Origin of the sequence: Vibrio frigidus (assembly GCF_042465995.1) — a bacterium.
Taxonomy (GTDB): Bacteria; Pseudomonadota; Gammaproteobacteria; order Enterobacterales; family Vibrionaceae; genus Vibrio.
Window position 1 is genome coordinate 159,512 of record NZ_JBCDMC010000008.1, and the last position, 26,477, is coordinate 185,988.

The 26,477-nt window shown below is 44.4% G+C and carries 23 protein-coding genes and 1 pseudogene; 11 read left to right on the forward strand and 13 right to left on the reverse strand.

Features of this window, described 5'->3' with window-relative positions; translation table 11 throughout:
- Positions 1-35: 35 nt before the first annotated feature.
- The 9 genes and pseudogenes from AACW90_RS15155 to AACW90_RS15195 form a co-directional block, all read right to left on the reverse strand.
- A complete protein-coding gene (locus AACW90_RS15155) occupies positions 36-2,105 on the reverse strand; it encodes a caspase family protein (RefSeq protein ID WP_390235968.1) in 2,070 nt (689 codons plus the stop codon).
- A 12-nt stretch (positions 2,106-2,117) separates the two neighbouring features.
- Positions 2,118-2,387: a SemiSWEET transporter gene (locus AACW90_RS15160; protein WP_348000200.1), complete on the reverse strand. Its 270-nt coding sequence runs from the start codon at positions 2,385-2,387 to the stop codon at positions 2,118-2,120.
- A gap of 55 nt (positions 2,388-2,442) precedes the next feature.
- Positions 2,443-3,723, reverse strand: a complete 1,281-nt coding sequence (locus AACW90_RS15165; RefSeq protein ID WP_390235971.1) for an allantoate amidohydrolase — start codon at positions 3,721-3,723, stop codon at positions 2,443-2,445.
- Positions 3,724-3,726: 3 nt separating this feature from the next.
- Entirely contained in the window at positions 3,727-4,956 is a 1,230-nt protein-coding gene (locus tag AACW90_RS15170) for a pyridoxal-phosphate-dependent aminotransferase family protein (protein WP_390235972.1), read from the reverse strand.
- Positions 4,957-5,021: 65 nt separating this feature from the next.
- Complete coding sequence (locus AACW90_RS15175; RefSeq protein WP_390235974.1) at positions 5,022-5,840, reverse strand: sulfite exporter TauE/SafE family protein; 819 nt, start codon at positions 5,838-5,840, stop codon at positions 5,022-5,024.
- Between the two features lie 53 nt (positions 5,841-5,893).
- Positions 5,894-7,465 (reverse strand): gamma-glutamyltransferase family protein, encoded by a 1,572-nt coding sequence (locus AACW90_RS15180; RefSeq protein WP_390235977.1) that lies wholly within the window; start codon positions 7,463-7,465, stop codon positions 5,894-5,896.
- 38 nt (positions 7,466-7,503) lie between these two features.
- Positions 7,504-8,760 carry an amidase family protein gene (locus AACW90_RS15185; protein WP_390236325.1) on the reverse strand — a complete coding sequence of 419 codons (1,257 nt, stop codon included), beginning with the start codon at positions 8,758-8,760 and terminating at the stop codon, positions 7,504-7,506.
- Positions 8,746-9,660, reverse strand: a pseudogene (puuE, locus tag AACW90_RS15190) (allantoinase PuuE); the annotation flags it as partial. The gene AACW90_RS15185 and the pseudogene puuE, both read right to left, overlap by 15 nt.
- A 166-nt stretch (positions 9,661-9,826) precedes the next feature.
- Complete coding sequence (locus AACW90_RS15195) at positions 9,827-10,468, reverse strand: TetR/AcrR family transcriptional regulator (RefSeq protein WP_390235980.1); 642 nt, start codon at positions 10,466-10,468, stop codon at positions 9,827-9,829.
- Positions 10,469-10,713: 245 nt separating this feature from the next.
- Between AACW90_RS15195 and AACW90_RS15200 the strand changes: the two genes are divergently transcribed.
- The 11 genes from AACW90_RS15200 (at position 10,714) to AACW90_RS15250 (ending at position 24,048) form a co-directional block, all read left to right on the forward strand.
- Positions 10,714-12,267 carry an ABC transporter ATP-binding protein gene (locus tag AACW90_RS15200; protein ID WP_390235983.1) on the forward strand — a complete coding sequence of 518 codons (1,554 nt, stop codon included), beginning with the start codon at positions 10,714-10,716 and terminating at the stop codon, positions 12,265-12,267.
- Positions 12,254-13,384, forward strand: coding sequence for an ABC transporter permease (locus AACW90_RS15205; RefSeq protein ID WP_390235986.1), 1,131 nt, complete (start codon positions 12,254-12,256; stop codon positions 13,382-13,384). The genes AACW90_RS15200 and AACW90_RS15205 overlap by 14 nt, the downstream gene beginning before the upstream one ends.
- Positions 13,384-14,313, forward strand: coding sequence for an ABC transporter permease (locus AACW90_RS15210; RefSeq protein WP_390235989.1), 930 nt, complete (start codon positions 13,384-13,386; stop codon positions 14,311-14,313). The genes AACW90_RS15205 and AACW90_RS15210 overlap by 1 nt, the downstream gene beginning before the upstream one ends.
- Before the next feature lie 483 nt (positions 14,314-14,796).
- Positions 14,797-15,873: a BMP family ABC transporter substrate-binding protein gene (locus AACW90_RS15215; RefSeq protein ID WP_390235991.1), complete on the forward strand. Its 1,077-nt coding sequence runs from the start codon at positions 14,797-14,799 to the stop codon at positions 15,871-15,873.
- Between the two features lie 99 nt (positions 15,874-15,972).
- On the forward strand, positions 15,973-17,424 hold the full coding sequence (gene xdhA, locus AACW90_RS15220; RefSeq protein WP_390235994.1) for a xanthine dehydrogenase small subunit: 1,452 nt from the start codon (positions 15,973-15,975) through the stop codon (positions 17,422-17,424).
- Entirely contained in the window at positions 17,424-19,790 is a 2,367-nt protein-coding gene (gene xdhB, locus AACW90_RS15225) for a xanthine dehydrogenase molybdopterin binding subunit (RefSeq protein ID WP_390235997.1), read from the forward strand. Before xdhA ends, xdhB begins: the two co-directional genes overlap by 1 nt.
- A complete protein-coding gene (gene xdhC / locus AACW90_RS15230) occupies positions 19,780-20,697 on the forward strand; it encodes a xanthine dehydrogenase accessory protein XdhC (protein ID WP_390236000.1) in 918 nt (305 codons plus the stop codon). Before xdhB ends, xdhC begins: the two co-directional genes overlap by 11 nt.
- Complete coding sequence (locus tag AACW90_RS15235; protein ID WP_390236003.1) at positions 20,690-21,202, forward strand: 2-oxo-4-hydroxy-4-carboxy-5-ureidoimidazoline decarboxylase; 513 nt, start codon at positions 20,690-20,692, stop codon at positions 21,200-21,202. The genes xdhC and AACW90_RS15235 overlap by 8 nt, the downstream gene beginning before the upstream one ends.
- Positions 21,199-21,522, forward strand: a complete 324-nt coding sequence (gene uraH / locus AACW90_RS15240; RefSeq protein ID WP_390236005.1) for a hydroxyisourate hydrolase — start codon at positions 21,199-21,201, stop codon at positions 21,520-21,522. The genes AACW90_RS15235 and uraH overlap by 4 nt, the downstream gene beginning before the upstream one ends.
- A gap of 1 nt (position 21,523) precedes the next feature.
- Positions 21,524-22,891, forward strand: coding sequence for a guanine deaminase (gene guaD, locus AACW90_RS15245; protein WP_390236007.1), 1,368 nt, complete (start codon positions 21,524-21,526; stop codon positions 22,889-22,891).
- Positions 22,837-24,048: a urate hydroxylase PuuD gene (locus AACW90_RS15250; RefSeq protein WP_390236010.1), complete on the forward strand. Its 1,212-nt coding sequence runs from the start codon at positions 22,837-22,839 to the stop codon at positions 24,046-24,048. The genes guaD and AACW90_RS15250 overlap by 55 nt, the downstream gene beginning before the upstream one ends.
- Before the next feature lie 94 nt (positions 24,049-24,142).
- Here AACW90_RS15250 and AACW90_RS15255 read toward each other — a convergent pair whose 3' ends face one another.
- Genes AACW90_RS15255 through AACW90_RS15270 form a run of 4 tightly spaced genes read right to left on the reverse strand, consistent with a single transcriptional unit; the run spans position 24,143 to position 26,431 of the window.
- Positions 24,143-24,325, reverse strand: a complete 183-nt coding sequence (locus AACW90_RS15255; protein WP_390236012.1) for a DUF6653 family protein — start codon at positions 24,323-24,325, stop codon at positions 24,143-24,145.
- Positions 24,326-24,382: 57 nt separating this feature from the next.
- Complete coding sequence (locus AACW90_RS15260; protein ID WP_390236015.1) at positions 24,383-25,213, reverse strand: phosphotransferase; 831 nt, start codon at positions 25,211-25,213, stop codon at positions 24,383-24,385.
- Between the two features lie 22 nt (positions 25,214-25,235).
- Positions 25,236-25,661 (reverse strand): GNAT family N-acetyltransferase, encoded by a 426-nt coding sequence (locus tag AACW90_RS15265; protein ID WP_390236018.1) that lies wholly within the window; start codon positions 25,659-25,661, stop codon positions 25,236-25,238.
- Positions 25,652-26,431: a class I SAM-dependent methyltransferase gene (locus tag AACW90_RS15270; protein WP_390236021.1), complete on the reverse strand. Its 780-nt coding sequence runs from the start codon at positions 26,429-26,431 to the stop codon at positions 25,652-25,654. The genes AACW90_RS15265 and AACW90_RS15270 overlap by 10 nt, the downstream gene beginning before the upstream one ends.
- Positions 26,432-26,477: the final 46 nt, after the last annotated feature.

The window sequence follows — 26,477 nt, forward strand, 5'->3', positions numbered from 1 at the left end:
ATTGGCTATACAAAAATTTTCCTATCGATGCTTCTTTATAGGTCATTGCCAACCTCCCAAGAAAAGAGCTCTATTCCCCCTTTTTCTGGTGGCGAACCCAGTTTAAAACCACGAGTAGACACCTGAAGTGGCGTCTGTTCCAAATGAACGAAACTAACACCAACGCCTTCGGATATTTGGCTAAATAACATTAAATGTTCGACACCTGTCGTGCTCACGTTAACGTACCAGTTAAACGAAAGCGATTCGTTGGGTTGTAAACGGTTGGGTTGACCGCTCTGCGGATGTAATTGAGTAATGCCATATTGACTGTCGATAAACAGTATATTTATATCTTGGGGTTTACGGCTTATATTTTTCACTTCAAAAAGAATTTGATCATTCTTTTTTAACATCGGACGAACATTAACGGGCAATAACTGAACTTTGCTACCTCGTTTAACACCAAACTCAACCTTAAGGTGCTTCTGTGTTCCTCTTAACCGGACATTACTACTCAGTAAGCGTTCTACATTCGCGATCTTTAATAAGCTATTCTTAATGACAGCTAAACGACTTCTCTGAGAATGAGGTACAGATACATTAAGTAATCGCTGTGCCACTCTATCTTCTAAGCACGTTGCCTCTTGTGCTTTCACTGTCTGTTGCTCTTCACAAGGTAGTGATTGATCTGCACGCAGAAACCAATACTTGTTGTCGAATTGACTGACTAATATAGACGCGTTATCTACCTCGCTAAGCCTAAACTGTGGCTGACGAGATACGATTTTTTCTAATTGAGCTTGCAGTGCTTGTCCTTGAGAGGGCGTCCTGTTTTTTGAAGGCAACATCGCAATATTTAACGTTGTATTGAGTGCCGAATCAATGATGCGAACATATACATTATCCGGCCATGTTCCAGTTTCTAAAGATTGAACAGATGCATAGCTCGTGACAGCCGTCGCACGGTCAATAGTAATTTCAGCCAAATATTCCTTATCTTGAGCCAAAGGGTCGGAATATATTGCCACTAACGAGTTTGCAGTCAACATCGATAATGCCCCTCCCTGAATAACCAACTCCTTTCCTAGTATTTTACCGACAAACTGTTGTTCGCCATGGTCTTCAGAATCAAACACAGATTTGGTCAAATCCGTTGCACTAAATAGAGGTATGCTGCTTCTCCACGGAATACTTTCGTAACGAGCGACTATTTTCTGCGCCAATTGCTGATAACTAAGTGCTGAATTCGACCCTAAAACATCCATCAAGGCATAGGTGAATAACCCATGAAACCGAGAAGCGTCATTGCTGCGTGGCAGTTTCATTTCAGGCGTGGTTTGTGTGCTTTGAGCGGCAGAAAAGGCGATTAATTCACCTCTGGACGTCGAGACCGAATTTGTATCCGCGTGGAATAGTGCCTTTTGCAATCCCGTATCTTTATCATGACTAGGGACGTTCCATTGACTAAAGGGCACACTTGTAGTCGATCGAGGTTTATTTGCGGGTATCTTAGGGATATCGAGTATGGATGGCGCGACTTGGCGGAACCTTATATCAGGCATCGCTGCCCCTCTCGTCATTGTCCCTGAATGGCAACTATCAAACACAATCCAGACATCGGCACCTCGGTCACGAATCGCATTGATATAGTAAGCTATCTCGTTATCTACAATCGCATTCTCAACCACGCCCGTTTCTTTGTTCCACTCACCGACATCGGTTGGAAGGAATATTTCATCTAAACCATCGGCTTCGTCATTCGATTGAGCCTTTGCAGGCTGACGACTACCGTGCCCAGAAAAATGCAGATAAAAGAAATCGTCCTCACTAGCAACCGTAACTAACTGCTCTAATCGAGTTAAAATATTATCTCGCGTAGGCGATTCAAAACTCTGTTTAGTAACCAATGAATGGATGTGTTTTTTATCGAATTTATTCTTAAACAGTACGTTCTGAATGATCTCAATATCGTTTTCTGGCCCTAATAGTTGCGCACTTTCAGGTAGATTAGGATAATCACCGACGCCAACCAGTAATGCGTATTTTTGCGCAGTAACACTGGTCGATAACAATGATACTATGACTAGAAAAACGAGCCGAATCATGCTCATACATACTTGCATAACATAGGTATCCTACTGATTAATTGACTTTTTCCTACTTGAAGTGAGCTTTAGGATAAGCACTAGACTAGCAAGGAAACCGGTAATCACATTTGCGATAACTAACGGCCAATCCTGATTAACAATACCGTAAATTAACCAACTAAAAACACCCGTAACAAACATGCAGTACATGCCAGTAGATATCCCATCTACATTTTTAGTTTTAAGAATCGATGCCACCTGAGGAACAAATGAGAATGTGGTACAAAATGCGGCAAAATAGCCGATAGTTTCATTCATGAACGCATACCAAAATAGGTCAGTTATTTACCAGCGTAAGGTTACCATAAAACGCTCAGATGGCGACCTTCTCATTGATAAACATAGCCAATGCCGACAGTGAAACCGCCACATCTTCTACGTCAATCGACTCTTTGGGGTTGTGACTGATGCCTTCTTTACAACGCATAAACAGCATCGTTGTAGGGACAATGTCGGCCAATACCATCGCATCGTGTCCCGCGCCAGAGGTTAATGCTAATGGTACTCCTGTGATCTGCTCTACAACCTTTACCATCTCGGTGGTTACATTAGGATCACAGCTCACTGCTTGTGCATTATGGGTTTCTTCTAATTTGATACTCAACCCACTTTCACTTGCCAACCCTTCTAATCGTTCAATTGAACGAGCAATGAATGCATCTCTCGCACCATCATTGATACTTCTTACGTCTAACGACATATTTACATAACCCGGTATCACGTTCACACCACCAGGATAGACATCTAATTTACCCACCGTTGCTAACACGGGGTATTCATCGGTAATGGATGTTCTCGCAGATTGATTGAGTTCAGTAATCCATTGGCAAGCCGAGACAAGCGCGTCTTGCCTTGAGTCCATGGGGACAGTTCCAGCATGACCCGCTTTACCTTCGAGCGTAATAGAGAACCGCCTCGCACCGGCAATACCATTAACCGCAGAGATAGGCAGACCTTTTTCTTCCAATACAGGGCCTTGTTCTATATGAAGCTCGACATATGCAATTACATGATTACTATCTATCTGCGCTTCCGAAACTTTAGATACATCCAAAGCGAAGTCACGCATAGCCTGCGCCAAGCTAACGCCATTATCATCGATTAACTCACGCCATTTACTTATCCATTTACCGGATATGGCCGAGCTACCAAGAAGTGTTGCACCGAAGCGCGACCCTTCTTCATCACCAAATCCCACCACATCGACATGAAAATCGAAGCCAATACCATTATCCGCGAAGTATTTGATCAAAACCAGAGGAGCAACAACACCCAAAACACCATCATACTTACCGCCATTAGGAACGGTATCCGTATGGGAACCCAAAATAACGCGCTGGTCTGTATCACTGTTTGCTTGAAGCCGGACCCATTGATTGCCTGCTTGATCTTGCCAACTTTGCAAATGGCTTTCTTCTGCCCATGTGCGTATTCTCTCGTTGGTTAGTTTATGTTCCGGCGTCAGATAGCGCCGGTCCATTTGACCAGGAGTTTGAGTGTATTTAGCGAGAGCCTCACAATACTCCATTACGGTAATGGCAAGTTTGTCCATTGTCGGTTTGGCCAGTTTTTGTTGATACCACGTTTTATTCATTGTCTATTTTCCTGTCTGATAACGTTCAATCGCTGATTGATAGGCGGCCCCTTGTTTAATGGCGCCACCGGATTGAACCAGTAAAGCTTCTAACGCAACCAGAGTGAGTAACACCGTGTCTAGCCTTGCGTTATACCCCATCGTGCCTATACGCCAAATTTTGCCATGAAGGGGCCCAAATGAGGTGCCAATTTCAATATTGAATTGAGATAGCATTGCCTGTCGAACGGCTTCGCCATCGACATAAGAAGGAATCACCACACCAGCCACATTGTTCATTTTATGGGTTAAGTCTCCGAATAAGGATAACCCCATCGCTTTGAGTCCAGCAGTTAATGCATCACCGGCTCGCTTATGCCTTTCAATAACACGGTCTAAGCCTTCTTCTAGGTTAAGCTGCGCACATTCACGTGCAGCGAATAACATACTCGTAGCTTCAGTGTGATGGTTTAAACGCTCGTCGCCCCAATAATCCAAGATCATGCCCAAATCAAAATAGTTGGAACGAATTCGGCTCCGTTGTCCAGCGTGGTGATCGGCGGTGCGGATACCCGCTTCAATGTGCTTCCTTTGTCGTATTTTCTCGACGGCTATCTCACTTAACGTTACTGGAGCTGAACCAGATGGCCCACCCAGACATTTCTGTAATCCGACTGACACCGCATCTAATTGCCATTCGTCAGTTTCAAATTGATTACCAACGATCGACGCCGTCGCATCACTATAAAAAAGTACGCCATGCTTTTTACACAACTCACCCGCACCGTCTAAAGGTTGCAGCATCGTGGTTGAAGTATCGCCTTGCACAAGCGCAAGCACTTTGGGTTTATGACGAATAATCTGTTGTTCTAGCATTGAATCGGTCACTACAGTGCCCCACTCGACCTCAAAGGCGACGACATCTGCGCCCGCACGCTCCGAAATTTCAGCAAGTAGATGACCGAAACGACCAAAAACCGGTACCAGTACTTTGTCTCCCGGCTCGATAAGTGACACCAATACTGCTTCAATACCGGCTCTGGCGGTACCATCTACCAACACTGTCGCTTGATTTTTGGTCTTAAATACGGATCGATATAGCGCCATGGTTTGGTTCATATAACCCGTCATTACCGGATCATACTGTCCAATCAGTTGATTGCCCATCGCCTGCAATACTCGGGGATAAACCGTAATTGGCCCGGGCCCCATGAGAATACGAGGAGGGGGTGAAAGTCGTTCAAATAAGTCCATATCTTCATTCCTTGAAGGTGATTGCCCGTCTAATTAGTCATCTAGATTAATCTATATTCCTGTATTTATAAGGTTTGTAACAACATACGAATACCGGTAAAAGCAAGGACGACTGCAAACACTTTTTTCAACATTGCATTATCGAGTTTTTTACCTAGATTCGCACCAATTGGTGAGAAAATCACGGTTAGCGGAACAATAAATAAGAACCCTAACCAGTTAACTAAACCGTAGTTACCAAAAGGGGCATCGCTTGGTGTTGTACCAACCAGCAACATAGTCACAACACCCGGCAACGCGATTAGCAACCCTACAGTAGCCGCCGTGCCGACAGCCTTATGGGTTGGAAAATTAAAGGCAGACAATGTCGGTACCGTTAACGTACCCCCACCAATACCGATCATTGCACTCAAACAACCAATACACGTTCCTATCACACCTTGGCCGGTTTTACTCGGTAACGATTGTGCTAAAGGAGCGGCGTTTGCACCAAGTAACATATTGAGTGCGGAAAGGGTGGCGATAATGCCAAACGCAGCGGTAAGCCAAGGGCCACCAACGCGTGTCGCCAATAAACTTCCGCAGACAACACCAAATACAATAAACGGGGCAAGCCATTTGAGTAGAGCCCAATCTACATTACCATTTTTGTTATGCGCCTTAATCGAGCTTAAGGAAGTAGGAACGATGGTGGCCAGTGATGTGGCCGTTGCAATCATCATGGCAGACGTCACGCTTACCCCAAAATTTTGAAATAAATAGAAAAGGACAGGCACAATAACAATACCCCCCCCAACACCTAATAACCCCGCTAACAATCCAGCAACCACACCTGTCGCTAATAGAGCCAATATCACAGGTAATACTTGAATAACGTCGTTCATCTTCTGTTTGTTCCCTTACTGTTTATCGACCATTTATGTTCACTAACTGAACACTAATTAATTACGATTGCTTTGCCGTTACTTCTTGGGTCCGATGCGGCCGTCGTCGTTTTTTTAGATACGTGGATAGCACCTGCATGGCCGAAAAACTCGGTTAAATCTGGAGCGGACACCACATCGTGTCCTCTTTCTTGTAGCGTTGCAGCATGCTTGTTATACAAAGCGGCTTCCAATTTTAGGTTTTCACTCGCTTTGCCCCATGTTTTACCCAATAACCAACGTGGTAGTGCAATAGAATCACCGATACTTTTACCTTGTATCAGGTACCGCCAAATTAATGCAGCTTGAGTTTGAGGTTGCCCTTCTCCACCCATAGTTCCGTAGATAAATCTAGACCCGTCTTTCAGCAACGCTAATGGCGGATTAAGAGTATGCATTGGTTGGTGACCACTTTTGATAAAATTAGCATGTGTCGGTTCTGTACTAAAGCCTAAACAACGATTGTTCCAGACAACACCTGTCGTTGGGTTAACAACACCAGAACCAAATTCCCAATAGATACTTTGAATATAACTCACTGCTAAACCGTCGCTATCCACGACCCCCATCCAAACGGTGTCGCCAATAGGACCAGGGCTCGGCCACGGAGCAGCGGTAGAAGAAATCAATCGATTTTGTTTGCTTATCGAGTCAGTCGAAAGACGCGCTTGCATCTGGTCGTTCAATGACGCCTTATCGCTTAGGTTGCTATTGCGCCAATCAAATGCGACTTTTACCGATTCAACTAAGTAATGAAGCAACTCTTCCTCTCCTTCATCACTGCGCCAATAGTCCTCTTTTTTTGCGCGCTGCTCGACATAATGGTCTAACAAAGCAAGGATATTCAATGATGATCCACCTTGAGTAGGCGCACCAAGGTTATAGAAACTACCCCACTGAGTGACCGCTTTTAGTGGCGTTGATATCTGGGCCGATGTACTCGCGATATCTTGCAGCGAAATAGGGCTCCCTTCCTGCTGTAAATAACGCGCATTTTCTTTGGCAAGATCACCATGATACCAATCTTGTAGTCCTGCTTTTCCCAGCTGTTGATAGGTTCTCGCCATAGCAGGCAAACTCATCAAGTCTCCAACTTCATAGGCTTCAGACTGCTTCAAAAATACCGTCGAAAAATCGTCACCCCCCCATTCATCAATCAGTTTGCATTGCGCATCACGTAAACTCTGCGTCACCTCAAAACCATTCGTCGCATACTCGATTGCAGACTCGAATATTTTGTCTAATGAGAGCGAACCACTATATGTTGATAACGCCTTTTCCCAGCCCGAAACAACACCTGCCGTCGTCAAAGCTACCTTTGCACCTCTCTGATGCTGACCAAATTCCGCGTTAGACAAATCTTGAGCACATTGACCCGCAGCATTGATGGCGACAGGTGGTTCTCCGGGCTTATGAATAAGCCAAAAACCATCACCTCCCAAACTCGTCATATGTGGATACACCACCGTTAGTGCGCTCGCCATAGCAATACACGCTTCTACGGCATTTCCACCTTGTTGTAAAATTTTCTCTCCTGCTTGGGAAGCAAGGTAATGCGGGGCGGTAACCGCTGAACTGTATGACATAAACATCCCTTTACTATGTGTGTAACTTCAATTCAATTTTACAACGAGTTTACTTGTTGTTTGGCAAAATGAATCAATGATAGGTCTGAATTTTCTTTACCTAATAAACTCAGGCCTATTGGTGCTTTACCGATCGTTAATGCTGGTATCTGTAACTGGGGCCAGCCACTTAAACCCGCAATAGAGGTGAGCCCGAGCAATATTTGCCTTTCGTTATTGACTTCATCCTCATTCGAATCGATCAACGGTGCGACACTGGGAACCGTTGGCATGAGTAGAACACACCCGTCGGGTAACCAATTCGCTTTTTCACCATTCCATTCTTGCAGTAGACTCAAAGCCCTCTCTTTGTCCTCACTGTTGATATTTTTCCCCCACCGCAGACGTTGTTGAATGTCGGCGCCAAATGAGGATAAATTCTCCGTCAACCATTCACGGTGAGTGTCCCACAAGGAGCAGGCTTGAAGCACTGAAAAGCAGAATCGTCTCTCATCCGCGTTCAATGGCGGGTCGTCTAAGCGCGTTGTATGACCTTCAAAATTTAAGAATATTTGTTCAGCATACGATTTTAGTTCTTTATTGACACCGTCCCATAACACTTCGCACCACGCCATACTATTTAATGGGACGAAAGTCTTATTACCCAATAATGATTGATAACCCTTTTCCAACATTGACAACTCCTTTGCCAGCAAGCCTGGGGTATCAAACGTTGGCGCAAGCGGTACCAGCCCTTGTGCAGAAATAGCACCATAGGTCGGTCGCATACCAAACAACCCACAGTAACTTGCAGGGACTCTAATTGAGCCCCCTGTATCAGTTGCCAACGAAAGTTCAGACTCCCCCAGAGCAATTGAAACCGCAGAACCCGAACTCGACCCCCCACTCGTGCGCATGTTGTCACGTGGATTCACTGAAACACCATGATGGCTGTTTTTGCCAGCAAGCGAATAAGCCATTTCGTCTAGTTGTGTTTTATAGGTTAACCTCGCCCCGTGTTGTAACAGAAGATCGACCGCCTTAGCATTTTGTTTCTCAATTGGCGCTTGCGCTAACCAACGTGGAAGACCTGCTCCCGTCTTAAAGCCTTTTATAGCGAAGAGGTCTTTAACAGAAACTCTGACTTCTGATAGCGCATCACTGATAATGGTTTGTGTTTCATTTTCGACCGACGAGATGTCCTCAATATTGTGAAGCTGGACAGAAACATCGCTCTTTGCGTTCTCTTCCTCTCTTGGGGCAGTAGCGGTCACGCTATCCCCTAATGGCTTTTTTATAGTGGCCTTGTTGTCCACTTTCTTATGTTCAGTCAGCCAATGCTCTGCTATCTGTTCACGTGTCGCGTACCAGACATCCGTGAATTGCTTAACGTATAAGATAAATCGTCTCAACCCTGCAATTCGCGCGGGCCTTCCTACTAGACGACAATGTAGGCCAATACTCAACATTTTAGGATTTACGTCTCCCTCCAAATACAATTCATCAAAGGCATCTTTTAGATACTGGTAGAACTGTTCACCGCCATTAAATCCTTGTGGAGTAGCAAAACGCATATCATTGGTATCCAGTGTGTAAGGTACCATTAATAACGGTTTGGAATAATTCTCATCCCAATATGGCAAATCATCTGCATAGCTATCAGCACAATAAAGAATGTCATCACGCTCCGCGATGAGTGCTAACGTATACGGACTCGTTCTACCTGTGTACCAACCTTTCGGCTTACTACCCGTTACCCTCTCATGGATCGAAATCGCCTCTTCCATGTGGGCTTTTTCTTGCTCTAGCGTGAAGTTTTGATAACTTATCCAACGTAAACCGTGGCTCGCAATTTCCCATTCAGAATCCAACATGGCTTTAACCACTTCTGGGTTCTTCTCTAGTGCTTTTGCAACACCGAAGACCGTTACTGGAATCTGTTCTTTATTGAATAATCGATGTAGACGCCAGAAACCAGCGCGGCTGCCGTACTCATAGATCGACTCCATACTAAGATGCCTGTCTGGATAGGACTCTGCACCAATGATCTCAGAAAGAAATTTCTCGGATCCTTCATCACCATGAAGTACACAATTTTCACCGCCTTCTTCATAATTAATAACAAATTGGACCGCAATTTTTGCCTTGTTCGGCCAATTTGGGTTTGGCGGCGTTTCTCCATACCCGACCAAATTTCTTGGGTAGTTATCGCTCATAATCACTCCTTGTTGAGACTTCCTATAACGCGTTTACATCGGGTTATGCGTCGTTGCTATACGGCTATGATTTAATGACACCCATAGCAATGTAAATAAAATGATAGGAGTATATAGCCCTTATGTTAAGCAATTTTCTGACCAAGTGTTCAGGAAATTGCTTAACTCAGCGTAAACCTAACCCTTTTAGCACTATATTCACCGTAAAATCTCCAGCCTCTATAAACTCTTCATCATCGAGAGGACAACCATTTATCAACTCTATTTCACTATCAAAATCCGCATAAAATTGTGTTGTCCCCCAAATGAGGAACAGTAAATAAAGTGGATTTATTGTTGGAATTAAACCTTCATCAATCCATGTTTGAATGACGTTGACTTTGCTTTTCGACCACGCAACCATTGGCTGTTCAATGGCATCCCGAATGATTGGCGCACCTTGAATTATCTCCATTGCAAAGATCTTAGAGCGCATTGGATGTGTTCGGCTATAACGCATCTTTTCAACAATATAGCGACGAATAACCTCGTCTGGGGCCTGTTGGTTTACTTCAACGGAGAACCCTTGATTCCACATGTCGAGGATATCGGTAAGCAGTGCTTTATAAAGACCTGTTTTTGATTTGAAGTAATAGAGAATATTCGCTTTTGGCAATTCAACACTATCCGCAATAGCTTGTACCGAGGTGCCTTTGAAACCATATTTGGCAAACTCTTGTTCGGCCGCATATAATATTCGTTGTCTGTTTTTTGCGCGAATAGATCCTCCTTTCCCCTCTGCACTTTCTTCATTTGCTATGTCAGACATATCGATCCTATTTTTATCGTTAAATTTCGTTGTTCAATTCATTTTTGTCGTGCTTGTTTTAAAAACACAGCCCCAATTTCAACCTTATTCTCGTACTAATTTGGTGCAGACGCACCAAATTAGCCTCGTTCGACCATTCAAAGTTACAACATAATCTTAGCAAACCTTACGTTTCCTAGTGAGTTGAACAATTGGTCAGGTAATTGCATTAACCATTCCAATTATAGGAAAGGAATCGACACACGATGACCAATGGATATCTATTAGAGCTCTGGAACGTGAGTAAGTTTTTTCCAGGTGTCATAGCAAATAACAATGTAAACCTGACCCTAAAGAAAGGAGAAATACTGGCGTTACTGGGTGAAAATGGCGCAGGCAAGTCAACACTGGTAAAGATGATATATGGTGTAAATCGCCCCGATACGGGTGCAATTATGTGGAAAAACCATGAGGTAGACATCCGCTCCCCTAATCAAGCCAGAGCGATGGGTATCGGCATGGTTTTTCAGCACTTCTCTGTCTTTGAAACCTTAACCGTACTAGAAAACATTGAACTGGGTTTAGATAAAGCGTTTCTGGACACAGTAGTAAACCTAAAGCAACGTGTTATTGAGATCAGCAAAAAATATGTTCTGCATGTTGAACCAGATCGATATGTGCATAGCTTGAGCATTGGTGAACGCCAACGTTTAGAAATATTACGTTGTCTAATACAAGAGGTTGAACTCCTTATCCTTGACGAACCCACTTCGGTATTAACACCTCAAGAGGTCGCTGGACTTTTCAGAGTACTGAAAACACTCACCGCTGAAGGCTGTAGCATTCTCTTTATTAGCCATAAATTAAAAGAAGTGACGGCACTGTGTGACAGAGCCGTTATCCTTCGCGGTGGAGAGGTGAGTGGCGAATGCACCCCCTCAGACGAAACCCCAGAAACCATCGCAAGAATGATGGTAGGCAGTGAAGCAGAACTGTCCGAAAGCTATCCGAAAAACCTTACTGAACACATCCTATTCGAAACCATTAACCTTACACTGCCTCCCACCCACCCTTTTGGTTGCGGATTAAGTAATGTAAGTCTACAACTTCGTGCGGGTGAGATCCTCGGTATAGCTGGCGTCGCTGGCAATGGGCAGGAAGACCTACTTGAAGCAATCAGTGGTGAAGATTTTAGAGCGCCCAAAGAAAGCATTCTATTTGAAGGAAAAGCTATCGGCCATAAGAGTGCAGGAGAAAGAAGAAAGTTGGGTATGGCGTATGTACCGACAGACAGATTGGGACAAGGTGCAGTACCAGAAATGAGCCTAACCGACAATACGCTACTGACCAACAGTGAAAGATTGGTTAAAAATGGCTTTATTCTCAAGCAGAAACTGACTCAAATGGTCGATAAAATCATCCACGTCAATAACGTCAAATGCCGTGATAGACAGGCTCAAGCAAAGAGTCTTTCCGGTGGAAATCTTCAGAAATTCATCATAGGTAGAGAGGTGGAGCAAAACCCAACCCTGCTTATCTGTGCCCACCCAACATGGGGGGTGGACATTGGCGCCGCTAGTGCTATCCACCGGCAACTCATCGCACTAAGAGATCAAGGTGCCTCTCTCTTAGTGGTATCGGAAGATATCGATGAACTGCTCGTTATCTGTGACAGGGTCACCGCGCTATATGAGGGGGCCATAGCGCCAATTGTCGAAACCAGTAAAACCAATATTGAACAGATTGGACAATGGATAGCTGGCAGTTTCATTGACCATACAGAGGTTAGATTAAAGGAGAATTCCAATGCTGAAGATTGAACCAAGAATTGAGAGTTCTAAGTTGATGACCTGGCTCTCGCCTGTTATAGCCATCATCTTAACAATGATGGTTTCCAGCCTCATGTTCACCTCTTTAGGGGTTAGTCCTACCAAGGCATTCGAGGTCTTTGTTATTTCACCACTCAGCGACAGCTACAATCTAGGTGAACTGATGGTGAAATCTACGCCATTAATGCTTTGTGCTGTTGGACTCGCGTTATGTTACCGCGCGAACATCTGGAATATAGGAGCAGAAGGACAGCTACTCATTGGTGCAGTTGCAAGCAGTGCGATTGCAGTACAAATGGGAGAGGACGCTGGCGTTGGTTCTTTGGTTTTGGTCCTTTTCGTTGGCATGATAAGTGGCATGTTGTGGGCTGCAGTTCCAACATTATTAGAACGCATCTTTCATACCAACCTTATCCTCACCACCATCATGCTCAACTACGTTGGTCTCTATACCCTGTTATGGGCAGTTCATGGTCCACTAGCCGACCCACAAGGCTTTGGCTTTCCAGAGTCGATTATATTTCCTGATGGCGTTTTGTTGCCCATTATTCAGGAAGAAGGCCGCGCTTCCATTTCTATTGTTATCGCCGTTATTGTCGCGCTTTTATCCGGGCTGATGCTCTATAAGACGCTACCGGGTTTTAAGTTAAGAGTATTTGGTGAAGACCCATCTGCCGCTCGATATGCGGGTTTTAACAGCAGTAAAATTATTTGGGGCGCGATGTTGTTTGCTGGCGCATTGGCAGGTTTCGCCGGTGCAGCAGAAGTAACTGGCCCCATAGGGCAACTTATTCCTTCGGTCTCGCCGGGCTATGGGTACGCCGCGATAATCGTTGCGTATCTTGGTCGATTAAACCCTATTGGCATTATCCTCGCAGCGCTTTTTATGGGGACCCTCTATATGGGGACCGACTTGGCTCAAATAGAACTGGGACTGCCAACCGCCATTACCGGGCTATTCCAAGGCACTCTGCTTTTTTTCCTTCTTGCGTGTGATTTCCTTATCTTCTATCGGATAGCAATTCGAAAACGTAATCCAAAACACACTCACCCTCTCCTTGTTAAAAGTGAAATTGTGGACACCCATCATGAATCAGGAGTTGCCTAATGGATATGGAACTACTACAACAAATATTAATTGCGGCACTCAAGACGGGTACTCCATTGTTACTTATCGCTTTAGGCGAATTGGTCTGTGAGAAATCAGGCGTACTGAATCTAGGACAAGAAGGCATGATGTTAATGGGTGCGATGGCAGGCTTTGCTGGCGCCTATTATACTGGTAGTTTGGGGATGGGTATCGCAATCGCTATTTTTGCCGGGATGAGTATGTCGCTTATTTTTGCGACCTTGTCAGTGAGCCTTAACACCAATCAGGTAGCGACGGGCTTAGCCCTCACCATATTTGGGACCGGATTAAGCTCGTTCTTAGGGGGCGAGTTAGTCGGATTTACTATCCAAGGTTTCGCCCAGATTGAGATCCCATTACTCAGCCGTATTCCGTTTATCGGTCAAATACTATTCAACCAAGATATCATTGTTTACTCCAGTTTCGGCATCGTTGGATTAACGTGGTATGTACTGCAAAAAACACGCATCGGCTTAACACTTCGTGCGGTAGGTGAAAACCCACATTCGGCTAATGCACTCGGTATCAAGGTATTAAAGGTTCGTTACCTAGCGGTGTTGTTTGGTGGCGCAATGGCTGGTTTTTCTGGTGCCTATATGTCCCTCGCTTACACACCTATGTGGATGGAAAACATGACCGCAGGTCGAGGTTGGATTGCGCTTGCATTGGTTGTTTTTGCTTCATGGCGAGTCGGTTATCTGATGTTGGGTGCTTACTTATTTGGCTTCGCTTCTATATTGCACCTCGTCATGCAAGGGTTTGGCTTTGATATCTCGCCAAATCTGCTTGCTATGACGCCTTACTTAGCAACGATTATCGTCATGGTGATGATCAGCTCTAACTCCCTTAAGCAAAAGCTCTCAACACCAATGAGTTTGGCCAAACCATTTGACCCTAAATTACACTAATTTTCTTACATCTGTCGTCGCACAAAAGACACCGAACGTAACATATAGATATACATCAGCAGCCCCACCGCGCCGTGATGGCGTGGTGGAATTCACTTACGCATAGTGAGTGAAGGGTTAACAAAAAATCGGCAATGGACCCACAATAGGTCAATAGTGGTCAACGAACAGATTAACGATGGATTAATTTGGTGCACGCAAAACACGCTATTGCACCAAACCCGAACACCACAGAATGCACTGGTATCTTTATGTCACTGATCTAAATACAACTCTGACCATATTACCACTCGGAACGCCTTTAGTTACAAGGTGTTAACAAAAATAATGAATTATTTTGCAAAAATATCACCATGTGGTCAGGTTTTTGCAATTAAACAATAACAACGTGCCAAACCGAATTTGCTTTCAGTTCAAGTAATCCCGAGAACGCCGATTCAAACGAGTCACATTGATTTATAAACTATTGAGATGGAGTTTTTCATGAAATTAAACCGATGGATGAGTGCAACCGCCTTATCAATTACGACACTTTTATCTACTGCAACTTTAGCGGAAGAGCAACTGAAGGTTGGATTCGTTTATGTAGGTCCAGTGGGAGACCATGGATGGAGTTATGAGCACGACCAAGGCCGAAAAGAGATGGAGAAATATTTTGGCGATAAGGTGGCAACGACCTACGTAGAAAGTGTCCCTGAAGGTGCGGATGCAGAGCGAGTTATTACCCAGTTAGCTAAGTCAGGTCATGGGCTCATTTTCACTACTTCTTTTGGTTACATGAACCCGACACTTAAAGCCGCAAAACGATTTCCTAAGGTTAAATTTGAACACGCTACTGGTTATAAACGCTCGAAGAACGTTTCTAACTATGCACTTAGAACCTATGAAGGTCGTTATGTCTCAGGTGTTGCTGCAGGCATGGCAACTAAGACCAATACATTAGGTTACATCGCGTCGTTCCCAATTCCAGAAGTTATTCGTGACATTAACGCCGTTTACCTTGGTGCGAAGAGCGTAAACCCAGATGTAAAACTTAAGATCGTTTGGGTTAATACTTGGTATGACCCAGGAAAAGAGTCCGATGCTGCAAGCGCACTTATTGACCAAGGTGTCGACATTATGCTTCAACACACTGACAGCCCTGCCCCCCTTATTACCGCCGAAAAACGCGGAATCATGGGCATTGGTCAAGCGTCCGACATGAGCCATTTCGCCCCTAAGGCACATATGTTCTCTGTACGTGATGTATGGGGTCCACATTATATCCGTACCGTGCAAGAGATCATGGATGGCAATTGGATGCCAGAAGACTATTGGGGTGGTTTTGCAGATGACATATTGCAAATCGCTTCTGTAAACCCTGAACTGCCTACTGACATCAAAGAGGCGATTACGGCCACACATGCTAAAATTAAATCAGGCGAGTTCCATCCTTTCACTGGCCCAATGAAAGATAACAGTGGTAAAGAAGTGATAGCAGCGGGACATACGCTGACGGATCAAGAGCTTGCGGGTATTAACTGGTACGTAGAAGGTATCGAGGCAAAAATCCCTAACTAATCGCTCTCGAAAAGACTCACCAGCTTTTGAATAGCTCGTGGGTCTTTTTTTACCTAACAACTTGACCAAGTGGACAACTTTTTGGCAACAGAGGACGTTATGTTAGAGATCATGATCAACAATGAAATTGTTCAAATTGAAACAGCAGCCGTTGATAGTATGCTACTGCCGTATTTAAGAGAACAACGAGAATTAACCGGCTCTAAAGAAGGTTGCGCCAGTGGCGATTGTGGTGCTTGTACGGTAGTTATGGCGGACTTGGATGAAGGTAACCAGTTACGCTATCGACAGGTCAACGCCTGCATTACGCCTATTCATGCGCTACACGGCAAAAAAATTGTCACCGTTGAACACCTGCAACACAACGGAAAACTGCACCCAGTGCAGCAGGCCGTTGTGGATAATCATGGTACACAATGTGGCTTCTGCACTCCTGGCATTGTGATGTCTCTATATGCGCTTTCTAAACAAAAAAAACGCCCAGAAAATCCGCCGGATTATCTCTCTGGCAACCTTTGCCGTTGTACTGGTTACGGCCCGTTGATTGAAGCGGCAAACCTCATCGCTGACATCGATATTGACGACCCAATAGGTCAAGACGAAGACACACTTGTCGAATGGATGAATTCGATAGAGCCTCAGAACACAGTCAATTATTGGAAGCCATGTGATCGAGAAGCGCTTGGAAAACTTCGTACCAAACATCCAGATGCAAAACTGATTGCGGGTGGTACAGATTTAGCTCTTGAGGTAACCCAGCAATTACAACGTATAGACAAGATGATTGACCTCTCTGATGTGAAAGATTTACAGGGTATTACAAAAACCAAGTCAGGCTGGAGAATTGGGTCCGCCGTGCTGCTTTCAAAATTGCATGCTTTTATGCGTGAACATTATCCAAGCACAGACGAGTTAATTGAACGACTGGGTAGCCTCACTATTCGAAACCGAGGTACGCTCGGTGGCAGTCTGGGCCACGCTTCACCTATCGGGGATGTTGCGCCATTACTTATCAGCTTAAATGCCCGTATTGAAATCGATAACGGCAGAAAGAAGCGACTATACGCGCCGGAAGATTACATTACTGGTTACCGTGAAACCCTTATCAAAGACGATGAATGGATAAGTGCAATCCATATTCCTATATTGGCTCCGAACCAGAAACACGCCATCTATAAAATCAGTAAACGATTCGAAGACGACATCGCTACCGTTGTGTTGGCGATTAACCTGACCTTTGGAAATGATAACCGTATTAAGGCTTGCATATTATCTGCCGGAGGGATCGCAGCAAAATCGGTTCGACTTTCGCAACTCGAAGACCTATTTGTCGGTCGTCATTTCACCTCAGAGTTGGTCCGTAAAGTACAAAAACTCGTACCAAACGTTATCGCCCCCATCGGTGACGTAAGGGGCAGCGCGGAATATCGTATACAGCTTGTGCAAAACCTCATTCAGCGCTTTTACCTTGAATGTCATCAGGTTCCAACAAGGTTGAACACGCCACTCCATTCATCCGACGAAAAAAGTACAAAAGAGGTTAATCAATAATGCGTAAATTAACCCAAGTAAATCCAATAAATGGCGAAAAAAAATTGAGTGCTTCAGACATTGTTGGCCGAAGTTACAAGCACGAAAGTGCCATTAAACAAGTCACTGGCGACGCGGCATTTCTAGACGACTACCCAACGCCTAAAGGGTGTTTGCATGGTGCCGTCGTAACCTCATCTATTGCAAAAGGGAAGATAACAGCGCTTGATCTTTCTTCTGTAAAAGCGATGCCTGGTGTCGTCGCGGTTTATGGGTATCACGATATCCCCGGAAAAAAAGATATCGGTCCAATTGTCAAAGGCGACCCATTACTCAGCGATAGCGAAATCAAGTTCTATCAACAACCGGTCGCACTTGTATTAGCTCGAAGCCATGTTCAAGCAGTAAAAGCGGCAAGGAATGCTCATATTGAATACGACGTCGATCTAAACCCTGTTCTTGATTGTGTGGGAGACGGCAATCAAGCCGAAGTGTTGCCAGCAAATACTATGGGAACGCCGGTGTCAGCCGAACAGTTTGAAAAAAGCGATATCGTTATTTCTGGTCAACAGCATATTGGTGGACAAGAGCACTTCTACCTTGAAGGGCAGATAAGCCTTGCGGAACTCACCGAAGACAAGGGGATTTTTCTACGCACCTCAAGCCAACATCCAACCGAGGTACAAACACTCGTCGCCGAAGTGCTCGACATTCCATTTAACAAAGTGACCGTAGATATGCGTCGAATGGGAGGAGGCTTTGGAGGCAAAGAGACACAAGCCGCTCAATGGGCATGTCTAGCCAGCATGGGCGCATTGTTGTCCGGTAAAGCGGTGAAAATTCGACTCCCTCGTTCCACGGATATGTCGGTGACAGGTAAACGCCATCCGTTCTTCAATCAATATAAGATTGGCGCAAATAAACAAGGTATTATCGAGTCTGTCGCAATAGAAGTGAATGGCTTATGCGGCCACTCAGCGGATCTTTCTGGTGCCATTGTCGATCGCGCGATGTTCCACAGCGATAATGCTTACTTTCTCGCGAAGGCATCAGTCACTGGTAACCGACTGAAAACCGACACCGTTTCCCATACTGCATTTCGCGGATTCGGTGGTCCTCAAGGCATGATGGTGATTGAACAAGCAATGCAGGATCTCAGCATTGCCGTGGGTGAAGACGCCCTCGATCTACGCCTTAAAAACCTCTATCGAGCAGGCAAAGACACCACCCATTACGGGATGACCGTTGAGCAACATAAAGAACTGAAACAAGTCATCACTCAGCTAGAAACTCGTTGCGATTATCGACAACGTCGAGACGAAGTCGACGTATGGAATAAAGCCAACCCAATACTTAAAAAAGGATTAGCACTTACCCCTGTAAAATTCGGTATTGCATTTACCGCAACGCATCTAAACCAAGCCGGCGCATTGGTCCATATCTATACTGATGGCAGCGTGCAGGTATCTCATGGTGGTACGGAAATGGGACAAGGTTTGCATACTAAGATCCAGCAAATTGTGGCTCAAACTTTAGGCATTCCTTTTGAGTTTGTATTAATCACCTCAACCAGAACCGATAAAGTGCCTAACACCTCGCCTACCGCCGCTTCATCGAGTACCGACCTCAACGGTATGGCCGCGCACAATGCAGCAAAAATGCTGAAATCGCGCCTAATAGAGTTTGCGTTGAAAGAGTATCAAGCCGCAGGAACCGAAGCGGACATTATCGATGGTGTGCTCGCTATCGGGGATAAGCAAATAGATTGGCATTCGTTGATTCAGCAAGCTTACCTAAACCGTGTTTCCCTCTCCGCTAGCGGATTCTACAAAACACCAAAGATTTGGTATGACCCGAAAAAATCTATCGGTAGACCTTTTTTCTATTTTTCACTGGGTGCTTCTTGTTCAGAGGTGACTATCGATACCCTCACAGGCGAAATGCGCGTTGATAGAGTAGACATCCTACACGACGTCGGCAGCAGTCTTAATCCGGCGATCGACCTTGGTCAAATTGAAGGTGCATTTATTCAAGGAATGGGGTGGTTGACGACAGAAGAACTGGTCTGGAACAAAGACGGTGCACTGCTAAGCAATAGTCCGATGAACTACAAAATACCAACCATCGGCGACTATCCGAAGCAGATGCATGTCGATCTTTTCGATAAAGCAAACCCTGAGCACAGTATTTATCGTTCTAAAGCTGTCGGTGAACCACCTTTCATGCACGCCATCAGTGTTTGGTGCGCCATCTACAATGCGGTTTCGTCTATTGGAAACCATACTTTGGCTACTGATTTGAATGCCCCTGCTACGGGCGAAGCCATACTAAAAGCCTGCGCAAAACAGTACGACAAATTTGGTCGGGAGGCGACCTATGCAAGATAATCATTCAAACGCTTTCATCCCGTTCACTGTCGGTTCTAAATTAACGTGGTTAGAAGCGTGCCAATGGCTAGAACAACATGGCGAAGCGTATTGTATCGCCACCATTGTTGCTGAGGCTGGCTCGGTTCCTCGGGCAAACGGCAGTAAAATGGTTATCTCAACCCATGCTCAGTTCGACACACTTGGTGGCGGTAATCTTGAGCGTCAGGTAATCAAGAAAGCACGAAAATTGTTAGACCATAAACAAGAAGGTGTGTCTATTGAACGCTTTTCGTTAACCGCAGATTTACAGCAGTGTTGCGGTGGTGCGGTGCAGATTATGCTTGAGAGTATAAACTGCCAATTGCCTAAGGTCGTTATTTATGGCGCAGGGCATGTGAGCCAAGCCTTGTGTACCATTCTTCAGCAGCTACCTTGTCATGTGCACGTTATCGATAACCGGCATGAATGGATAGAACAAGCAACGGTGTTAGGTATAAAAGCCTATCAACACGACTTCCCTATCGAAACCGTCGACAATCTCGATGCAAAAAGCATCGTGCTTATAATGACACATGACCATGCTTTAGATTTTGACTTAACGAAATTAGCGATAGAAAGAGCCTGTTTTCCTTATATTGGCCTTATCGGTTCTCAAGGTAAGAAACAGCGCTTTGAGTTTCGCTTAAAAGAGCAACTCTCTGACCCTTCATTATTGGAACAACTCACCTGTCCAATCGGCCTTGCGAATATTCAAGGAAAACTGCCGATGCAAGTTGCTGTGTCGGTTTCTGCCCAGCTTATGGTCCTTTTTGAAACAATCAAATCCGATTCAGCGAACCAAGCAGAAGATCGTCCATGTAAAGAAAGACAATGGCAGCGGGCAAACGATACTAAAAGAATATTGAAGGGGACTCCGCATGACTGATCAATCTGTAGACAACAGACCTTCTATCGATAAACCATTGTTGGAAAAAATTTGTTCCAGCCAACGTTGGCAGGCACTGTTATTGACTTCGTTATCTCTCAACTCCGGAACGACGTTAAACAAAGAGAACCTGATTGATATAGCGGACAAAGCCTTTTGCCAACTTGAAGAGAATGACTGGTTAGACGCCTTTGCTGGCCACCCAATGATTGGTGATATCTCTACCCTCAGAGAAAAATACGCGCAAGGCAAGGGCTTGAGTGAGAACGAGCAGAATCAGGTATCGGACGCATCCGAAACGGTACTGCAATCGCTTTTTAAGTTGAATCACGCTTACCTCAATAAATTTGGTTTTATCTTTATCATCTGCGCCACCAATAAATCAGCCCAAGAGATGCGCGATATTTTGCACATTCGACTCAACAATAGTCGTGTTGAGGAGTTACTAAACGCCTCTGTAGAACAGAGGAAAATCAGCCATATTCGCATGGAGGCACTATTATGAGCAGCTTAAGTTGTCATGTACTCAATACCACCCATGGTATTCCTGCTTCTTGTATCGAAGTAGAACTCACTCGATTCTCTCAACATGAGAGTCTACAGAAAGGCATCACCGATCAGGATGGCCGCTTTCAATTTGATGCCGTCACACTTAAAAAAGGACGATACACACTCAAGTTTCACACCGAGCAATACTGCCAGAACCAGTTCGACGATTGTTTTTTCCCTGTGGTAGATGTGCATTTTATTGTAGTAGATGAACGTCACTATCATGTTCCTCTGTTGCTTTCTCCATTCTCTTATTCAACCTATAGGGGAAGTTAGTATGCTTAGACAAGTCCACCGGGGAAGTCTATTGCACTTCCCCAAAAGCACCACCGACCCAGCCAAAAACTATCAATACTTTAACGATGGTGTGCTAGTGATACAGGAGGGAAAGATCACCCATGTCGGTGAGGCTGAAACATTTTTTAAACTGCCAGAGAATCAACAGCTACTCAATTATGGTGGTGTAGATCTGCACAAGGGATTAATCATTCCCGGAATGATCGACGGCCATGTACATCTACCGCAAATAGAGATGATAGCCAGCTACGGCAAACAGCTCTTAGATTGGTTGAATGAGTACACCTTCCCTACCGAGAAAAAGTTTGCCGAAGTGGAATATTGCTATCGACAATCACGGTTCTTTTTAGAACAGTTGCTTTCGCACGGAACCACGACCGCGAGCGTATTTGCAACGGTCCACCCACACTCTGTTGATGCTTTTTTTGTCGCGGCTGAAGAGCTGGATGCAAGGATGATCTGCGGAAAAGTCATGATGGATAGAAACTGTCCTGATTACCTTCAAGATACGCCTGAATCTGCTTATCACGACAGTAAGGTTCTCATAGAGAGGTGGCACGGGAATGGCCGGGCCATGTACGCAATCACGCCTAGGTTTGCACCAACAAGCTCACCGGAGCAGCTTAAAAAAGCGGGACAACTTGCCGAAGAACACCCGGACACCTTTATTCAGACTCACTTAAGTGAAAATCTGTCTGAAATAGAGTGGATAAAATCCCTTTATCCTAAACACAAAGATTATCTCGATATTTATCAAAGCTTCGGCCTAGCACGCGACCGTTCACTATTCGGTCACTGTCTTCACCTGCAAGATCGCGAGTATAAAGCGTTAGCGGAATCGGGTTCTACCATCACATTTTGTCCTTCTTCTAATCTATTCCTTGGTAGCGGTTTATTCGATTACCAAAAAGCAAAAGACCACAATATTCCGATATCTATAGCCAGCGATATTGGCGCAGGGACAAGCCTAAGCTTATTTGCTAATCAGTCGGACGCCTACAAAATCTGTCAATTGCAAGGCATTAGCTTAGACCCCTTTGAATCCTTATATCGCTGTACACAGGGCGCGGCCGATGCCATGGGCATATCCCACCTTGTTGGCAACCTTAACCCCGGAACCGAAGCCGATTTTATCGAACTGGATATCAAGGCTTCGCCCATTCTTCATCAACGCTTGGTGCGCTGTAATAATCTATCCGAGCAACTGTTTGCTATCTCAATGCTAAGTGATGAAAGAGTCATCGCGGCTACCTATCTGAATGGAAAACTCGTTTACAAAAAAGGAAGTAAAATATGTGGCCACAACTCTACGAGTGGATTGCGTTATTTATCAAATGGTTCCACGTAATCAGTGGCATTGCATGGATAGGGGCAAGTTTCTATTTTACGTGGTTGGACAATAGTTTAGAGATGCCACCAAAATGGAAAAAGGACAAAGGTATTAAGGGCGATCTATGGGCCGTGCATGGCGGCGGTTTCTATGAGGTAACAAAATACCAAGTGGGCCCAGAAAAAATGCCAGACAATCTACATTGGTTTAAATGGGAAGCCTACACCACATGGATGACTGGATCCGTGTTGATGATCTGGATGTATTATCTTAATGCGCAAGCCTACCTTATCGACCCAAGAGTAATGACCCTTTCCACAACGGCAGCCGTCAGTTTGGGGGTCGGGACTATTTTGGCGGGTGTGGTCTGTTATGAAGCGTTATTACGTTCACCATTAACCAAGAATCGAGCACTCTTTGTTGTTTCACTTACTGTTGTTGGTGGGGTGTTTTTCTTCGCCTTCACCGAATTCTTTAGTGGACGTGGTGCGTTTATCCATATGGGTGCGCTAATAGGCTCAATTATGGTGAATAACGTCTGGCATAAGATCATCCCCGGCCAGCGAAAAATGGTGGCGCAAGTTGCGGCGGGCGAATCCGTCGACCCGGCTCCAGGCTTAGAAGGTAAGAGGCGCTCGATTCACAATAATTACCTTACATTACCCGTTATCTTCTTAATGATAAGTAACCATTACCCAATGGTCTATCAGCATGAATTTAGTTGGTTGGTTGCCCTGCTAATCATGGTAATCAGTGCATGGATTCGACACTACTTCAATCTAAAACACACCGGTAAAAATAAGCCAAGTGTTTTGGTTTCCGGTATTGCGGCTATGTGTCTGCTCGCGGTGGTTATCAGCATTCCTTCTAATACGCTGAAGGAGACAGCAACAAGACAAATGAGTGAGGTCATTCCTCTGACGACAGTGCAAGGTTCAGCAAAGGCTATTATTTCGTTGCGCTGTGTAAGTTGCCACAGTAGCAACCCAACCGATGAGGTTTTTGTCGTCGCGCCATCTGGCGTCGTGTTTGATAGTTGGCAAGATATTGAACGCTGGACACCAAGGATTTTGGCGCGTTCAGTCGACACTGCTGATATGCCATTTTTAAATAAAACCGGCATGACAGATGAAGAGAGAAGCCTACTTAAGCAGCTGTTAAACCCGACGAAATAGGCTCAAAACAAGCTTTATTCTAAATGCAATTATGTGCAAATAAACGTATCTATAAATTGTCGTCTCACCAGTTCTTGATAGCTGTCATTCCAGATTAAACCGACATTCCATTTTGAGCTGGCTGGGATAACAGTATATCCCAACCTAGCTGAAACAAGAGACATCCAATCCAATGCTGTGAATAAAAAGAAATTGAAATAAGCGGTAGAAGAGTAAATCGGGTATAAACACTCCATGGATTAGAATGCTTAGCCCAACTATCGTCGTCCATCTTCATTAATTTCTCTGATAACGAATAAAATCCATCGTACTTTACCTCAATCTATTCTTAACGTTATTGGTTATGTTTCTTCATTTCTTTATTTATAATCGCCTTAAGTGCCTCAGTTTCACCACTGTAGTTCTCAGACAATCTTGCCCCAGCAACAACCGCTAACCATGCTCCGAACTCATTTTTATCCAATCCGTTATTCTTTCGGTAATGGTAGATATATTGACGACAGATAATGAACTTAAAAAACTTATCCATCGCTTGTTTTACTTTAGACGTTTCAGAGCTCCTACTGAGGGAGATAAGAAGATAGGTCCGAGCCACATCCGCTAATGGGTTAGCCATGTCAGCGTCTGCCCAATCCAAAACTACGACATTAGTTGTGCTTTGCATCAGATTCCCCGGATGGAAATCATTGTGACACAGATGCGACTTCGTCGGTAAAGACAACAATAAGACCAGTAATTTATCTGTCACTTCTTGCGAAAGCAGGTTCTTATTTAGAATTTTCCCTTTAAGCCTAACCTTTTGGGATATAAAACCATCTTGTACCGTTTTTTGATGAATTTCGCTGTGGGCATTCGCCAATAATTCTCCTAACCGAAATACAGTCGATGGTGATTTCTCAATATTACTTAATATTGACTCCCCTTCTATCAGGTTCATTTTTAGTGCAAATCTTCCATTCACTGTCGTGATACCGGCGATAGTTGGAACGGGTAAACATAACGCACTCGCTTTTTTAGTTGCCTCGAACTCATACGCGACCGTTTGATAAGAAACATCTGATTTAAATGCCTTATAAACGGAATCAAAACCATCATAAAATATGTCCGCTTGGTTTCCACTTCCTATTAAACTCATATGATGCAAATCGATTTTTTCTTCCCGCATTTTATTTTCACCTAGTGACAAATTATTGACATCGTTTACATAAAAATATTTTGTCGACGCCAAGGACTGGAAAATCGCAGAATCTCCCCGTTTCTATAAACCCCAGTTTCTTATAAAATTGCGAAGCCTGAAATGTATACGTATCGAGATAAATACCATTGACGTTTCGATTTTTTCCTTCTTGCTCAACCATGTTTATTATCTTCTCACCCCAACCTTTCCCTCTAACTCCTTCTGATAACCAAAAATAATCGAGATACAAACACTGTCCTAAAACTCTCACCGTGACGCCACCATGCAGCTTACCAGTATCACTACGCAGAAATAAGGCGAAACTGGCGTCGTGAACAAATGGCAAGTGAGTCCTATTAAACGCTGACAATCCTTCATGAACGGCATTAACGTCAGACTTATCCGGCGCGCTATTCAACTCAATAACTAAAGACAAATCTGTTTTCTTGCTTTAATGGAATACACTAATGGTATCGGTTGACCGTTGCACAATTTCTTAAAACCGCGATCGCCATCTTTTTCCATTTCGGAAAAACAGTTGTATGGGCTATATGGGAATTCGTTCACGCTATCAACACTCAGCCCCGCCCCAATTAATGCATTGATGACTTCGCTTATCGGGTGAGGCCAGGTCATCATTACCGACTTTTCTCCGGTACAATTTTCGGTATACGTTCCTTCATCATCAATATCGGCGTCATTCGATGGGAAATAAGAGTAACCCGACAGAATATCATTGAAGTTATGAAACTCCACAAGATTGAGTTGGCCGCCTTCCTTTAATGAACTCGAAACCAAATCGGCCCAACGATGTAAATCGGGTAACCAGCACAAGGCCCCGTACGAAACAAAAACAATGTCGAATAACTGATCGTTTGTATCTGCAAAACTGTAGATATCATCACAGACAAAGTCAGTAGATAAGCCCAGCTTGTCAGAAAGACGCTTAGCTACATTTATGGCCTCAGAGGAGATGTCGACACCCGTAACCTTCGCGCCTAACCTTGCCCATGACATTGTGTCTTGACCAAAATGGCACTGGAGATGGAGTAATGCCTTACCATTAACATCACCGACTTCGTCGAGTTCAATTTGATTTAACGAATTTCTTCCGCTCAGAAAACCTTCTACATCATAGAATTTTGAGTCTACGTGAACTTTTGTTCGTTTATCCCAAGCGTCTTTATTTACGTCTAAATAATTCATTTTTTACCCTATTCTTATATTTATCTTTTGCTAGCTATTATGTATT

What these genes read in the sequence shown, in the direction of transcription:
- AACW90_RS15155 (WP_390235968.1), bottom strand. Translation starts at nt 2,105, where the DNA reads ATGCAAGTATGTATGAGCATGATTCGGCTCGTTTTTCTAGTCATAGTA.
- AACW90_RS15160 (WP_348000200.1), bottom strand. Translation starts at nt 2,387, where the DNA reads ATGAATGAAACTATCGGCTATTTTGCCGCATTTTGTACCACATTCTCA.
- AACW90_RS15165 (WP_390235971.1), bottom strand. Translation starts at nt 3,723, where the DNA reads ATGAATAAAACGTGGTATCAACAAAAACTGGCCAAACCGACAATGGAC.
- AACW90_RS15170 (WP_390235972.1), bottom strand. Translation starts at nt 4,956, where the DNA reads ATGGACTTATTTGAACGACTTTCACCCCCTCCTCGTATTCTCATGGGG.
- AACW90_RS15175 (WP_390235974.1), bottom strand. Translation starts at nt 5,840, where the DNA reads ATGAACGACGTTATTCAAGTATTACCTGTGATATTGGCTCTATTAGCG.
- AACW90_RS15180 (WP_390235977.1), bottom strand. Translation starts at nt 7,465, where the DNA reads ATGTCATACAGTTCAGCGGTTACCGCCCCGCATTACCTTGCTTCCCAA.
- AACW90_RS15195 (WP_390235980.1), bottom strand. Translation starts at nt 10,468, where the DNA reads ATGTCTGACATAGCAAATGAAGAAAGTGCAGAGGGGAAAGGAGGATCT.
- AACW90_RS15200 (WP_390235983.1), top strand. Translation starts at nt 10,714, where the DNA reads ATGACCAATGGATATCTATTAGAGCTCTGGAACGTGAGTAAGTTTTTT.
- AACW90_RS15205 (WP_390235986.1), top strand. Translation starts at nt 12,254, where the DNA reads ATGCTGAAGATTGAACCAAGAATTGAGAGTTCTAAGTTGATGACCTGG.
- AACW90_RS15210 (WP_390235989.1), top strand. Translation starts at nt 13,384, where the DNA reads ATGGATATGGAACTACTACAACAAATATTAATTGCGGCACTCAAGACG.
- AACW90_RS15215 (WP_390235991.1), top strand. Translation starts at nt 14,797, where the DNA reads ATGAAATTAAACCGATGGATGAGTGCAACCGCCTTATCAATTACGACA.
- xdhA (WP_390235994.1), top strand. Translation starts at nt 15,973, where the DNA reads ATGTTAGAGATCATGATCAACAATGAAATTGTTCAAATTGAAACAGCA.
- xdhB (WP_390235997.1), top strand. Translation starts at nt 17,424, where the DNA reads ATGCGTAAATTAACCCAAGTAAATCCAATAAATGGCGAAAAAAAATTG.
- xdhC (WP_390236000.1), top strand. Translation starts at nt 19,780, where the DNA reads ATGCAAGATAATCATTCAAACGCTTTCATCCCGTTCACTGTCGGTTCT.
- AACW90_RS15235 (WP_390236003.1), top strand. Translation starts at nt 20,690, where the DNA reads ATGACTGATCAATCTGTAGACAACAGACCTTCTATCGATAAACCATTG.
- uraH (WP_390236005.1), top strand. Translation starts at nt 21,199, where the DNA reads ATGAGCAGCTTAAGTTGTCATGTACTCAATACCACCCATGGTATTCCT.
- guaD (WP_390236007.1), top strand. Translation starts at nt 21,524, where the DNA reads ATGCTTAGACAAGTCCACCGGGGAAGTCTATTGCACTTCCCCAAAAGC.
- AACW90_RS15250 (WP_390236010.1), top strand. Translation starts at nt 22,837, where the DNA reads ATGTGGCCACAACTCTACGAGTGGATTGCGTTATTTATCAAATGGTTC.
- AACW90_RS15255 (WP_390236012.1), bottom strand. Translation starts at nt 24,325, where the DNA reads ATGAAGATGGACGACGATAGTTGGGCTAAGCATTCTAATCCATGGAGT.
- AACW90_RS15260 (WP_390236015.1), bottom strand. Translation starts at nt 25,213, where the DNA reads ATGCGGGAAGAAAAAATCGATTTGCATCATATGAGTTTAATAGGAAGT.
- AACW90_RS15270 (WP_390236021.1), bottom strand. Translation starts at nt 26,431, where the DNA reads ATGAATTATTTAGACGTAAATAAAGACGCTTGGGATAAACGAACAAAA.